The sequence below is a fragment of the Marinomonas sp. G8-14 genome (assembly GCF_055808935.1).
Window position 1 is genome coordinate 3,603,975 of record NZ_CM147891.1, and the last position, 12,022, is coordinate 3,615,996.

Genomic DNA, 12,022 nt, shown 5'->3' on the forward strand with positions numbered 1-12,022 from the left:
GGTGATTTTTTGAGCATTAGACTGTTTTCAAATCTTTCTCCCACATAGTTAGTTTCCTTTTTTGATTCTGCAAATACCTGCCCCTCTTTGGTGCTTTTTGCTTTAGAATAGCACACATAATTTGTCCGTAAGGTCAGTTTTCTTTTTCTTCATGCGCAGACAGTGTGATTCACACTGTTAAAAGGAATACCGATGTCCAGCTCTTCCTCTACTTCTAATGATTTTTCAATCACCGAGCCAAAAACCCAGTGGCTGAATGTTATCTTGCTGTGGGTGGCGGGTATTTCTGCGGCGATGCAGTTTGCCAAGTTTTCGGTGTCTTTCGATGATTTGCTTGCGCATTATCAAGCCGGTGCAACGTCAACCGGTGCGGCATTGTCTGCGGTTGGTATGGCGGGTTTAATCTTCGGGGTGTCGGCGGGCATGATCGCCAGTCGCGTTGGTTATTTGAAGGTGTTGGTTGGCGCTTTGTTGTTAGGTGGTGGTTTATCTTTGATTCAATCCACTCTGCCGCCTTTTAATCTGTTGTTTGTGACGCGAATGCTGGAAGGCTTTTCGCAATTAGGTGTGGTGGTCGCCGCACCGACGTTGATTGCAAAGTTAAGTGCGCCGCAGCATAAGTCGTTGACCATGGGGATTTGGGGTACCTTCTTTGGGGTCGCCTTTGCTTTATGTGGCTGGGCGGGAAAGAACATTTTAGATCAATACGGTTTGCAGACCTTGTTTCTGAGTCATGGCGTTTTTATTAGTACTATCGGTTTGGTGTTGTTCTTCAAGCTAAGAAAAAATCCGGTCTTGGATTTGGTACCAGTAACGGAAATGCAGGATGGCTTCTTGAGACAGATGATAAAAATTTATCAAAACCCTCGCGCCTTGCTCCCTAGCTGTGTGTTCTTGTTTTACACCTGCACCTTGGTGTCGGTATTGACTTATGTTCCTGGTTTGATTGGTGATTCGACATTGCAGAAATTGATGTTGGTGGTGTTGCCGCTCATTAGTACTGGCGGAACTTTTTTAGCGGGGGCGATTGCGCAATATTTGATGAGGCCGCAACGTGTGGCACTTATGGCGTATTGTGGTGTGGCAGTGAGCGTGGTTGTATTGTCATTAATCAGTGCTTCGCCTGAACTGTTCTGCGTTGTGGTTGGTGTGATGGTGCTGTTTCTTGGTATGGTGCCAGGTTCGGCGTTGGCGATGATTCCCACCCTTGCTCGCAATCCAAGTGAACAAGCACAAGGTTATGGCTTACTTGCCCAGTTTGGTAACATTGGCGCGACGGTTGGGCCACCAACATTTGCGACGGCGATTGCGATTTATGGGCTTTCTGGCTTAGTTATGTTGGTGTTGTGCGTTTGCTGTTTTGGTGTGCTATTTAGTCTCTGGGCTGGGCGTATCAAAGCCACTGTTTAGTGTTTTTCTTGTCTTCTTCGGCTGTGCTGTCTAAGCAGCATAGCCTGTATTCTCGCGCTCTTTCCTAAAAAAATACTGCCAAGTCCTGTAATAATATGGGACTCTTTGGTGTCTAATTCCTTGAGTTACACTTATTTATCACGGTCGAATTGCAAAGCCCTTTCGGAGTACGAATGAAAAAAATTGGATTGCTGGTTTTGATTGCCGCCTTGGTGGTGGGTTTTTTCTATTTTGACTTGAACCAGTGGTTGACGCTGCAAGGGCTAAAATCCGGTCTGGTAACCTTTGAAGCGTGGCGCAGTGACAGCCCAATTTTTGTCAGTGGGGGCTTTTTGCTCTTGTACGTGATTGTGACGGCGTTGTCTTTGCCGGGCGCGGTGATCATGACCTTGGCCGCTGGTGCCTTGTTTGGCTTGCTGTGGGGCACGCTGATTGTGTCGTTTGCCAGTAGCATTGGGGCGACCTTGGCATTTTTGGTGTCGCGTTACTTATTACAAGACGCAGTGCAGTCGCGCTTTGGTGATCGCTTAAAAGCCTTTAACGAAGGCATTGCACGAGACGGTGCCTTTTATTTATTCACCCTTCGTCTTGTGCCTATCTTCCCTTTCTTTTTGATTAATTTGCTGATGGGTTTGACCGCAATTCGTGCTTTGACCTTTTACTGGGTGAGCCAAGTGGGTATGTTCGTTGGTACTGTGGTGTATGTCAATGCGGGCACACAACTGGGGCAACTGGAAAGCTTATCTGGCATTTTATCGCCTTCTTTGTTGCTGTCTTTTGTGTTGTTGGGTGTGTTTCCGCTGATGGCGAAGAAAATTTTGGATGTTATTAAAGCACAACGTGTGTATGCGGGATTTACCAAGCCAAAATCCTTTGATCGTAATTTGATTGTGATTGGAGCAGGGGCCGGCGGCTTAGTAAGTGCTTACATTGCCGCAACGGTGAAAGCCAAAGTGACGCTGGTTGAAGCCCACAAAATGGGTGGCGATTGTTTGAATTATGGTTGTATCCCAAGTAAAGCATTGATCAAGAGTGCGAAAGTCGCCCATCAAATGCGCCATGCTGAAAACTATGGTTTAAACAGCAGCGAGCCGACGTTTTCGTTTAAAAAAGTCATGCAGCGTATTCACGATGTGATCGCAAAGATCGAGCCTCACGACAGCGTTGAGCGTTACAGCAAAATGGGAGTCGATGTCGTACAAGGTTACGCAAAATTGATTGACCCATGGACAGTCGAAATTCAGCTGAACGAAGGCGGCACGCAGCGTTTAACGGCGCGCAGCATTGTCTTGGCAACGGGGGCACGTCCTTTTGTGCCAGATTTACCGGGCTTGGAAGAAGTGGGTTATTACACTAGCGATACTCTGTGGGAAGCGTTTGCCAAGTTAGACGAGCCACCGAAGCGGCTGGTGGTGTTAGGCGGTGGACCAATTGGTTGTGAATTGGCCCAGAGCTTTGCACGCTTGGGGTCTAAGGTGACGCAAATAGAACGCTCGACTCGCATTATGAGACGAGAAGACGAAGATGTGTCGGCTCTGGCACAAGACAGCCTCATTCAAGATGGTGTGATCCTGCTGACCTCCCACAATGCTGTGCGCTGTGAGAAGGAAGGGGGTGTGAAACGTCTGATTGTTGAGCACGAGGGTCAAGAGTCGGTGGTGGAGTTTGATGCGTTGATTTGTGCGGTGGGCCGCGAAGCGCGTCTTGAAGGTTATGGTTTGGAAAACCTTGGCATTGAGACCAAAGGCACGATTGTCACCAACGATTATCTTGAAACCTTATATCCGAATATTTTTGCCGCAGGCGATGTGGCAGGCCCTTATCAATTTACTCATGTGGCGGCGCATCAAGCGTGGTACGCCGCGGTGAATGCCTTGTTTGGTTCGCTGAAAAAATTCCGTGTCGATTACCGAGTGATTCCTTGGACCACTTTTATTGATCCTGAAGTGGCGCGAGTGGGCTTGAGTGAGCAAGACGCCAAAGACAAAGGCATTGCCTATGAAATGGTGCGTTATGAATTAGATGATCTGGATCGAGCCATTGCCGACAGTGCCGCGAAAGGCTTTGTGAAAGTGCTGACGGTGCCGGGTAAGGATAAGATTTTAGGCGTCACTATTGTGGGCGAGCGCGCTGGGGATTTGCTGGCGGAATTTGTGTTGGCGATGAAACATGGCCTTGGCCTGAATAAAGTGCTTGGCACCATTCATACATATCCAACTTGGGCGGAAGCCAATAAATACGCCGCTGGGGAGTGGAAACGCGCTCATGCGCCACAGCGTATTTTGAATTGGCTGGAAAAATACCATACTTGGCGTCGAGGTTAAGCGATGAAAAAACGTCGACTATGGGTTTTGACTCTCTTGAGTTTTACGGTGTTGGGTTTGTTTAGCTCTCTGGCTAGCGCGGCAAATACCTTCGATCATGGTCAATGGGATGCTTTGTTAAAACAGCATGTGCTGCCATTAAATGGGGGTCAAGTCACTCAAGTTGATTATCAAGGTTTTGCTTATGACAAGGTGCCGTTAGAAGGGTATCTGGCTGAGTTATCTCAGGTGACTCAGGTCGAGTTTGATGCTTGGTCTAAAGACGAGCAATTGGCTTTTTTGATCAATGCCTACAATGCGTGGACGGTGGCGTTGATTCTGACCAAGTGGCCTGATTTGGACTCGATCAAAGAACTGGGTCGTTTGTTTAGCTCGCCTTGGAACAAGTCGTTTATTCCGCTATTGGGAGAAACTCGATCTTTGGATGATATCGAACACGTTATGATTCGCGGCTCTGATCGTTATCAAGATCCGCGTATTCATTTTGCTGTGAATTGCGCCAGCATCGGTTGCCCAGCATTGCGCAACCAAGCCTATACTGGACAGCAGTTAGAGGCTCAATTAGAGCAACAAACACTGCTTTTCCTCGAAGATCGCAGTCGAAATCGAATAGAAGGCGGAAAATTAGCGCTTTCCTCGATTTTTAAATGGTATCGAGAAGACTTTGAGAAAGGTTGGAAAGGGTATGATTCACTGGAACAGTTTCTAGTGAACTACGCGGTTTCTTTGTCTCTCAGCCCTGAAGACATAAAGCAGCTCACAGAGAAAAAGATGTCGATCCGCTTTTTAGATTATGACTGGGCGTTGAATAAAACCTTATAAATCCGATCCTGTGAATGGGGAAAAACTCTTCATCATTTCCCAAAAAAGATTCGCCTGGTAACTTTGTGTTTGATGGCGTAAACGAATCATAAAAATAGGCAGCTGATTGTGTGAGGTAAAGTTTTCTACTTCAATTGGTATCAGTTGACCATTATCCAATTCGGCTTGAATGCAATGTTTTGGCATTCGCGCCCAGCCAAGACCGTGTAATAGCATGGCTTTTTTGGCTAAAAAATCATTGACGTACCAACGCTTTCCCGTTGGTAAAATATATCTATGGCCATTTTCTGGCGAATTTTCTGCGGTATTGGTGACCAGTATTTGCGGTACGGCGTACAATGATTGTTGTTTGATTTTGGTGTCATTTGCATTGAGATTGCTGAGTAAACTGGGACTAATCACCGTTATCATGCTGATTTTATTGAGTTGAATAAAAGCATGTCGGTCATCGAGTCCGTATCTTGGGCCAATGGCAATTTCGCATTTATTTTTTGCCAGCTTTTCTTGAATACCATGAAGGTGATCTGTGGTGATGTCTAGGGCGATATCCGGATATTGGTTTTGAAAGGCTTTGATTCTTGTCATGCAATCATCGTCGAGTCCCCATCTGGCTTAAACTAATGTGCAGGGGAGCTTCTGTGCCTTGGGCAAGATCGTGACCTAAGTTTTCCAGTTGCAGTACTTGCGACATGAGCTTTTTACTTTGTTGAAAAAAAGCGTGACCTTCTGTCGTTAATGTTGGGCGATAGCTGTTTCGATCAAATAATTGGATGCCGTATTGTTCTTCTAAGGCTTTTACCGCGGCGCTGATCCCCGGCTGAGTTTTATGGATAGAGTCTGCCGCTGAACGAAAACTTCCCGTTTCGACGACCGCAATAAAGGCTCTTAGTTGATCCAATTTCATAATGTTCACCACATGATCATTAATTCTAATCGTTTTAATAATAAAACGAGATTATTTATTGTTCATTATATGTCTTATGATGGCTCACATAAATGAGGATTATCCTTATCAATGAACAAGGAGAGAATAAGTGGATTCTGCATTTGTTGTGCTATTTTTAGCGGGATTAATAACCGGTTTTTCTAAGTTTTCAGTCGGTGGTATGGGCTTGTTGGTATTGCCTATTGTGATGATCGCCTTTCCAGGCCCTGAAGCTCTGGGAATGATATTACCCTTGTATATCATTACCGATATTTTGGCGGTATGGAGCTATCGATCTAAAATAGCATGGTCAGTGTTGGCGCGTTTTTTACCTTTGGCTTTTTTAGGTGTGCTGGTCGCCAGCCAATTATTGGCTAACATCAATGCCGACCAGTTTGTGAGCTTTTTAGGTTTGATGATTATTGTGATGATCGCTCTGGGCTTGTATCTGGATTTTCGTCCGGCCTCGTTCATGCAAAAACCATGGGCGGCTTACTCCATGGGCTTTTTGGGTGGTATTGTGACTATGATGGCCAACGCGGCTGGTCCCATTTTTAGCTTGTTTTTGCTTGAGCAAAAACTGAGTAAAGAGACGTATGTGAGCACCCGAGCGTGGGCGTTTTTTATCATTAACGTGGTGAAGTTACCCTTTTATATCAGCCTAGGTTTACTAACCCTGGAAACGACACAAGCCAGTTTGTATGCCGTGCCAGGGCTGATGGTCGGTTCATTTATTGGCTATCATTTTTTGAAAAAAGTAAACCCAGTTCAGTTCAAATGGATGATCCGCATTATGTCGATGATTGCGGCCGTGAAGTTGTTTCTGTTTTCGTAGCGCATACAATAGGGCTGTACAAAAACATACAAAAATAGCTGTGTTCCGTCTTGTATTGTCGGCTGATGTTCCATAATAGTCTGTATGGGCAACTACTTTTGTTGGTTATTGTACAGCTAGGCTCAATAGTGGATTTTTGTATGGAAAACAGACCAGAAACTAATATCCAGTTGAAAGATATTTTGGAGATGGCGCCGATTGCTGTCGCTTGGTCGGATATTACCTCAGATCGGATCGATTACATAAATAAGTCGTTTAGCACGCTCTTTGGTTATTCTTTAAAGGACCTTCCTGATCTAAATACATGGTATGACCATGCTTTTCCAGATCCTTATTATTATCAACAGGTTATCGAACCTTGGATACGTCATAATCAAGAAAATGTGCCAGTAGAAGGGCTAAGCACTAGAATGTTTTGCAAGGATGGTTCGGTTAAAAAAGTGAGAATCTCCTTCTCTATCGTTGCCGATAAAAGGTTATGGTATTTCAATGATATAACCGATTATTGGATTGCTGAAAAAAGGTTGCGTGCGCGTAGTGAAATGCTGGAAATGGTGGCGAAAAGTTCTGCATTAACAAACATCCTTGATGTTATTGTGAAACAGATTCAGTACGAAAGTCCGCTCTCTTTATGTAGCGTGCTACTCTTTGATCAAGCCTCACAATGTTTGTTTTTAGGAGCGGCGCCAGATTTTCCTGATTTTTATAATAAAGCGGTTGATGGTATTAAAATTGACCTCAATGTTGGTTCATGCGGTACGGCCGCTTATTTAAAAACGCGTGTCATAGTAGAAGATATTTTCTCTCATCGATATTGGCAAGATTATACGGCGCTGGCGAGAAAAGCGGGTTTAGCTGCATGTTGGTCAGATCCCATTATGTCATCAAAAGGGGAATTGTTAGGGACTTTTGCCATTTATAAACGCATACCCTCTTCTCCCACCCAAAAAGAGCTTGAGTTGATCAATTTTGCCAGTAATCTGGCCAGTATTGCGATTGAAAGTTTTAGAGTCTCGGGAAGAGGCTCGAACGACGGGCTTATTTTGATCATTTGACTGGTTTGGCGAATCGCGGCCATTTTTTTGAGCAATGCGAAAACACTTTGTCTAAAGCGCGTACTGAGAAGACGTCACTTGCTGTTTTAATGATGGATGTTGACCATTTCAAAGGTGTTAACGACGCTTATGGTCATAAAACTGGAGATTTAGTATTGCAAAAATTGGCCGAGATGAGCCTATCTACTTTGAGGAAAGATGACATTATTGCGAGAATAGGTGGAGAAGAGTTTGCAGTTTTGTTGCCAGCGACGGATCAAGACGAAGCTATCCGAGTCGCACAACGATTAAGAGCACGAATAGAAGAGGGTGGTGTGCTGAGTATTGATGGCCACAAAATTTCGTTTACCGTATCGTTAGGGGTGTCTTATTGTAAGCATGATGATTGCTCGACGGTTAATGAATTGCTGAATGCGGCGGATGATGCTCTCTATCAAGCGAAAGCGGCAGGTCGCAATTGTGTCTTTTCACAGTAAAATACATTGAAAAATATATGAGCAAACAAAGTTACTTATGAGTTCGAAGAATTATCTTTCAGGTTACAGTCTCCACGTACAACAACAAGCACAAGCCTTAATTGAGTCAGAAAAATCTGCCCAGTGGTTGTTAAGCAAGTATCCTATCGCTCATAGCTTAGGTGGCGCCAGCGGTTTGTATGATTACGCGTTAGAGATAAAAAATACCTTTATGCGCAGCTCACCTCCGATCAGTAAGGTGATTTACGATGACAAAATTCATGTCATCAACAATGCGCTTGGCCTGCATACTTATGTTTCAAGAATGCAGGGCAATAAGCTCAAAGCCAAGAATGAAATCCGTATATCCTCTCTGTTTCGACAAGTTCCAGAGCCCTTGCTGAGAATGATTTTAGTACATGAGTTGGCTCATCTGAAGGAAAAGGCCCATGACAAAGCGTTTTATAAGCTTTGTTGTTATATGGAGCCTGATTATCATCAGTTAGAGTTCGACCTTCGCCTGTATTTGAGTCATAGAGATCGCTTTGGAGAGCTTTGGCTCTAAACAGTCTGTTTTTCCTTTCTATCAAAATTAACATCCATTATTTTTGCACATTTATTCGATTCCTTGATTTATCTTGGTTGGCACATATCTCACACCCAAAATAATAAAACATTGTTTTATTATTTTGGGTGCATTGGTTTGAAAATGCTTCCAAAATGAAAAGTAAAGGTTTAAATTAAAACCCCTACCTAATAAAAATAAAATGGTGTTTTAAAATGAAGATCAAAATTGTCTCTGCAGCAGTCCTCATTGGACTAACGAGTATGGCGGCTCATGCAACTAGCATAAATATTCGCCATGAATACTTACCTGAGTACGATGGCCAAGATGCGAAGCATGCCGATCGAATAGAAGTGAGCCATCGCTTTGCTAATGGCATCGGTTTTGGCGTAGAAGCTAAGTGGAAAAGCCAAAATGAAGATGCATTTGGTGAGCAGACGGGGAATGGTCAGCAAAGTAATATTAGCTATCAGTACAAGTTGTCTGACACCTTGACGTTAACTCCTCAATACAAGTGGGAGTCTGGTTCGGATAAAGTCGGTCATCAATTTAATTTAAGCCTTGGCTATAAAGTAAACTCAGATTGGTCACTTGGTTTTCGTCATCGGTATCATTATGAGAATGTTGTCGGTAAAGATAACTCTCATTACAACCGTTGGACTTTTTCTGCGGGCTATAAAGGTGTTGAAGATTGGTCTTTTGGTGCCGATCTTGATTATACCTTTAATGAAGAAAAATCTGGTCCAAGATGGAAGGATGAACAGTCCGCTATCTCAGAGGTGAATGTTAAGGCTGAATACACAGGCTTAAAAAATGGTTGGAGTCCTTTTGTAGAGCTGGGCTTTGTGCCTTATAAGTCGGGTGAAAAATACAGTTTTAACGGCTCAGACGTGACAGCCAATGATGAATGGCGCCCACGTTATAGAATTGGGGCGAAGTACAGTTACTAATAGTCAAAGACACTGAAGAAAAACGCTTATCCATGAAGGCATATGAAAGGCCTATTTTTTCTTCCCTTTTAAATATTCCTTTTTGGTCTGAATGAGATGAGCAATACAAAAAACACCTGTTGGTTTATCTACAGGTGTTTTTTGTTTTCATTACGGCTAATAGAAAGGGAGTAACGCTTTGGTAGTGATGGTGACAAGTTGATCAAAAGCTTTGTGAAATCAGTAGAGCTGCGGTATAGCCTTGGGTACGGTTTTTGGCTTTGAACTCCTTGTAGGCGTGGAAAGAGACAAAGGGCAAGCCTGGACGGAAGAAGCTTAGTTCTGGTCCCGCCGCGATTACCGAACCTCGGTTACCATCCACAATGTTGCTACTCGCTGGTGCTTTGTCATCGATTAGCTGTTTGTAAAAGAAACCACCTAGGCCGATAGTCCAATCACTGAAGTGCTGACCTAGAGCAAATTCATGTCGATATTCTGTTCCACTGGTGTAGTTGGTGTCTTTGTTTTCTGTGTTTATGTCTAATTGAAAACTGGATGACACTTCAAGTCCGCCTTCTGTTAAATAGGTGACGTTAAAGGCGGGGGAAATGGTCCAGTGATTGAGCCCCGTAGTAATGGTGTCATCTTTGTCATAGTGACCTGTTGGGATTTGTATTTGCAGCTGAGTGTTGGTCGCCAAATTATCCGCTGGATGCCACTGTAATATATAGGGAATAATCTGAATATCGCCTAGGCCTGAGTCCGATCCGACTACAGCAATATCGGCCTTGGGAACACGACCATCAATCTCCATATCTAGCATCGGGATAACAATACCATAGCCATAATTTGCCCCTTGGAAACGATGCTCTGTCATCTTTATATAAGTTAATGACAGTGATTTTACTGTTTGGGAAAAGTCTTTTAGCTTGTCTTCACCCGTACCGTTTAGATTCTTATCGGCATGATAAATAGAGGATCGTATAGAAAAAGCCCCCATATCGGTTACGGGTGGCATATAGCCAGCGCTAAAACCATAAATGCCAGGTGCCGTGCTCGGAGCACCATTTTCTGTGGCCAATGTTGTCGCTGATGCTATCAAACCAAAACTTATCGTCAGTACTGAAATCAATGCATTGTGATTCATATCTTACTCTCTCTGCTCATTTGTTATTTTTATTGATACATCCAGAGCTAGCATGACAAGTGCCTTTGGCTTATTCATATCCTATTTAGGATAAGCGTGTGTTTTTAATGAAAAGGATTTGTCGTGAATGCACAAGCACGATGTGAATGGACAGAAATGCTGTATTGCCTAGAAATCATTTGGCTATCATTTATTTTTGAGGCTCGTGTATTCTCATTTATTGCACTTTTTATCTTCTGTCGCTTTACCATAAAAATAATGAAATAAGTCGAGAACGGGTCCTCTATTTCAGCCCGAGGGCCATGAAAAAGACAGTGATTGCCAAATAATGACAGCGTGAATGGTAGGTCTTTATTCGTTCTTACGTTGAGGGGGTCGCATGTCTTCTTATTATGTCAATAAACTCTTACCCGAACTTTATCGCTGCGTGGATCATCCTACGCAATGGGTCAAGGTGTTAGATCAATTGCGTGATGACCTGGATGTCAGCAGTGTCGTTGTGCAAGTGTTTGATCGGTCTAATACTGGAGATTTGGTACAAAACTGGGTAATGAGGGATTCATTTTCGTTAGCGAATGCAGCGTTACATGATAAATGGGTGAACAATGCGGATAACCCTCGAATGTACATCGAGACAACGGATAGTTTAACGATTATTAGGGACGAGGAGATTTTTTCTTTGCCGTCACCGACGATTGAGCGTTTTTATGAAAGCTTGAAGCAAGCACGTTTAGGTCATGCCATATCTCTTGAAATAAAATCCCCTAATAACCAATATATTGCGCTTATTGCCCACCGTAAATATGGTGACAAACGAGGCTTTAGCCGATTTTTTGATGAGTGTTTTCAGCACTTAGCGCCACATATTCAGCAAAGTGTTGCGTTGAGTGAGAAGTTTAATCGATTATCTTTGCAAAATGCTCATATTAACCAAGTGGCGAATCACATCAATCTAGGCATGATGCTACTTACCCCCAATGGTAGAGTGTATTGGAGTAACCAATGTGCAAAGGAATTGCTTCAGCGTTCTGAGCATATTCGATTAATCAATGGGCAGCTGACCTTTATGCATTCTACTGACCAACAAGTGTTTAATACTCTATTTGCTAAAGCATCCTTTCAAGAAGACCCCCCTCAGCGATTAATCGCAACGGTTGGGCAATACCGCTTAAATCCACTGCAATTACTAGTGACGAACGTGAATGTTCGCCCTAATGGCAGGGACTTACCATTAGAAACAGTTATCGGAGTATTTTTGTCTGAGAGTCATCAAGATTTTGCCCCATTAGAGGGGGAAATTGGTCCGCTGTATGGTTTGACGCCAGCGGAGTCTCGTTTAGCTATTGCGCTTGCGAATGGTTTGTCTTTAGAGGAGTACTCCCTAGAAAAAGGTGTGTCTATCGGCACTGTACGCATTCAATTGAAAAGTATTTTTTCAAAGATGGACATCACGCGCCAACAAGAGCTTGTTAGAGTATTATGGGCATCCATTTCTGCTCGTACGTGCCTGGCTAAGACTGCGTTATCTATTAACTCATCCCCAAGTTAGTTATGT

At 43.6% G+C, this 12,022-nt stretch carries 12 protein-coding genes; 9 read left to right on the plus strand and 3 right to left on the minus strand.

Annotated elements, in window-relative coordinates; translation table 11 throughout:
• The first annotated feature begins 192 nt into the window (after positions 1-192).
• From AC0L6V_RS18310 to AC0L6V_RS18320, 3 genes are all read left to right on the plus strand, one after another.
• Positions 193-1,410, plus strand: coding sequence for an MFS transporter (locus tag AC0L6V_RS18310; RefSeq protein ID WP_265219790.1), 1,218 nt, complete (start codon positions 193-195; stop codon positions 1,408-1,410).
• Positions 1,411-1,583: 173 nt separating this feature from the next.
• Complete coding sequence (locus tag AC0L6V_RS18315; RefSeq protein ID WP_265219791.1) at positions 1,584-3,734, plus strand: FAD-dependent oxidoreductase; 2,151 nt, start codon at positions 1,584-1,586, stop codon at positions 3,732-3,734.
• 3 nt (positions 3,735-3,737) lie between these two features.
• Positions 3,738-4,556: a DUF547 domain-containing protein gene (locus AC0L6V_RS18320; protein ID WP_265219792.1), complete on the plus strand. Its 819-nt coding sequence runs from the start codon at positions 3,738-3,740 to the stop codon at positions 4,554-4,556.
• Here AC0L6V_RS18320 and AC0L6V_RS18325 read toward each other — a convergent pair.
• Entirely contained in the window at positions 4,551-5,141 is a 591-nt protein-coding gene (locus AC0L6V_RS18325) for a substrate-binding domain-containing protein (protein ID WP_265219793.1), read from the minus strand. The genes AC0L6V_RS18320 and AC0L6V_RS18325 overlap by 6 nt on opposite strands.
• A gap of 4 nt (positions 5,142-5,145) precedes the next feature.
• Positions 5,146-5,460, minus strand: coding sequence for a LysR family transcriptional regulator (locus AC0L6V_RS18330; protein ID WP_418138483.1), 315 nt, complete (start codon positions 5,458-5,460; stop codon positions 5,146-5,148).
• A gap of 130 nt (positions 5,461-5,590) precedes the next feature.
• Here AC0L6V_RS18330 and AC0L6V_RS18335 point away from each other — a divergent pair, with 130 nt between their 5' ends.
• The 5 genes from AC0L6V_RS18335 (at position 5,591) to AC0L6V_RS18355 (ending at position 9,341) form a co-directional block, all read left to right on the plus strand.
• Entirely contained in the window at positions 5,591-6,316 is a 726-nt protein-coding gene (locus AC0L6V_RS18335) for a sulfite exporter TauE/SafE family protein (protein ID WP_265219795.1), read from the plus strand.
• 140 nt (positions 6,317-6,456) lie between these two features.
• Positions 6,457-7,371 (plus strand): GAF domain-containing protein, encoded by a 915-nt coding sequence (locus tag AC0L6V_RS18340; RefSeq protein ID WP_418138484.1) that lies wholly within the window; start codon positions 6,457-6,459, stop codon positions 7,369-7,371.
• A 5-nt stretch (positions 7,372-7,376) separates the two neighbouring features.
• Entirely contained in the window at positions 7,377-7,847 is a 471-nt protein-coding gene (locus tag AC0L6V_RS18345) for a GGDEF domain-containing protein (RefSeq protein WP_418139098.1), read from the plus strand.
• Between the two features lie 37 nt (positions 7,848-7,884).
• The gene (locus AC0L6V_RS18350; RefSeq protein ID WP_409418883.1) at positions 7,885-8,391 is read left to right on the plus strand and encodes a M48 metallopeptidase family protein; all 507 of its coding nucleotides are present in this window, start codon (positions 7,885-7,887) and stop codon (positions 8,389-8,391) included.
• Between the two features lie 215 nt (positions 8,392-8,606).
• Entirely contained in the window at positions 8,607-9,341 is a 735-nt protein-coding gene (locus AC0L6V_RS18355; protein ID WP_409418884.1) for an oligogalacturonate-specific porin KdgM family protein, read from the plus strand.
• A gap of 202 nt (positions 9,342-9,543) precedes the next feature.
• Here the strand turns inward: AC0L6V_RS18355 and AC0L6V_RS18360 are convergent, their stop codons facing one another.
• Positions 9,544-10,467, minus strand: coding sequence for a SphA family protein (locus AC0L6V_RS18360; RefSeq protein ID WP_409418885.1), 924 nt, complete (start codon positions 10,465-10,467; stop codon positions 9,544-9,546).
• Positions 10,468-10,846: 379 nt separating this feature from the next.
• On the opposite strand from AC0L6V_RS18360, the gene AC0L6V_RS18365 reads away from it, so the two are divergent.
• Positions 10,847-12,016 (plus strand): helix-turn-helix transcriptional regulator, encoded by a 1,170-nt coding sequence (locus AC0L6V_RS18365; RefSeq protein WP_265219801.1) that lies wholly within the window; start codon positions 10,847-10,849, stop codon positions 12,014-12,016.
• Positions 12,017-12,022: the final 6 nt, after the last annotated feature.

Excerpts from the sequence above, each read along its gene's own strand:
- AC0L6V_RS18310 (WP_265219790.1), top strand. The coding sequence starts at position 193 with ATGTCCAGCTCTTCCTCTACTTCTAATGATTTTTCAATCACCGAGCCA.
- AC0L6V_RS18340 (WP_418138484.1), top strand. The coding sequence starts at position 6,457 with ATGGAAAACAGACCAGAAACTAATATCCAGTTGAAAGATATTTTGGAG.
- AC0L6V_RS18325 (WP_265219793.1), bottom strand. The coding sequence starts at position 5,141 with ATGACAAGAATCAAAGCCTTTCAAAACCAATATCCGGATATCGCCCTA.
- AC0L6V_RS18350 (WP_409418883.1), top strand. The coding sequence starts at position 7,885 with ATGAGTTCGAAGAATTATCTTTCAGGTTACAGTCTCCACGTACAACAA.
- AC0L6V_RS18315 (WP_265219791.1), top strand. The coding sequence starts at position 1,584 with ATGAAAAAAATTGGATTGCTGGTTTTGATTGCCGCCTTGGTGGTGGGT.
- AC0L6V_RS18365 (WP_265219801.1), top strand. The coding sequence starts at position 10,847 with ATGTCTTCTTATTATGTCAATAAACTCTTACCCGAACTTTATCGCTGC.
- AC0L6V_RS18320 (WP_265219792.1), top strand. The coding sequence starts at position 3,738 with ATGAAAAAACGTCGACTATGGGTTTTGACTCTCTTGAGTTTTACGGTG.
- AC0L6V_RS18330 (WP_418138483.1), bottom strand. The coding sequence starts at position 5,460 with ATGAAATTGGATCAACTAAGAGCCTTTATTGCGGTCGTCGAAACGGGA.
- AC0L6V_RS18360 (WP_409418885.1), bottom strand. The coding sequence starts at position 10,467 with ATGAATCACAATGCATTGATTTCAGTACTGACGATAAGTTTTGGTTTG.
- AC0L6V_RS18355 (WP_409418884.1), top strand. The coding sequence starts at position 8,607 with ATGAAGATCAAAATTGTCTCTGCAGCAGTCCTCATTGGACTAACGAGT.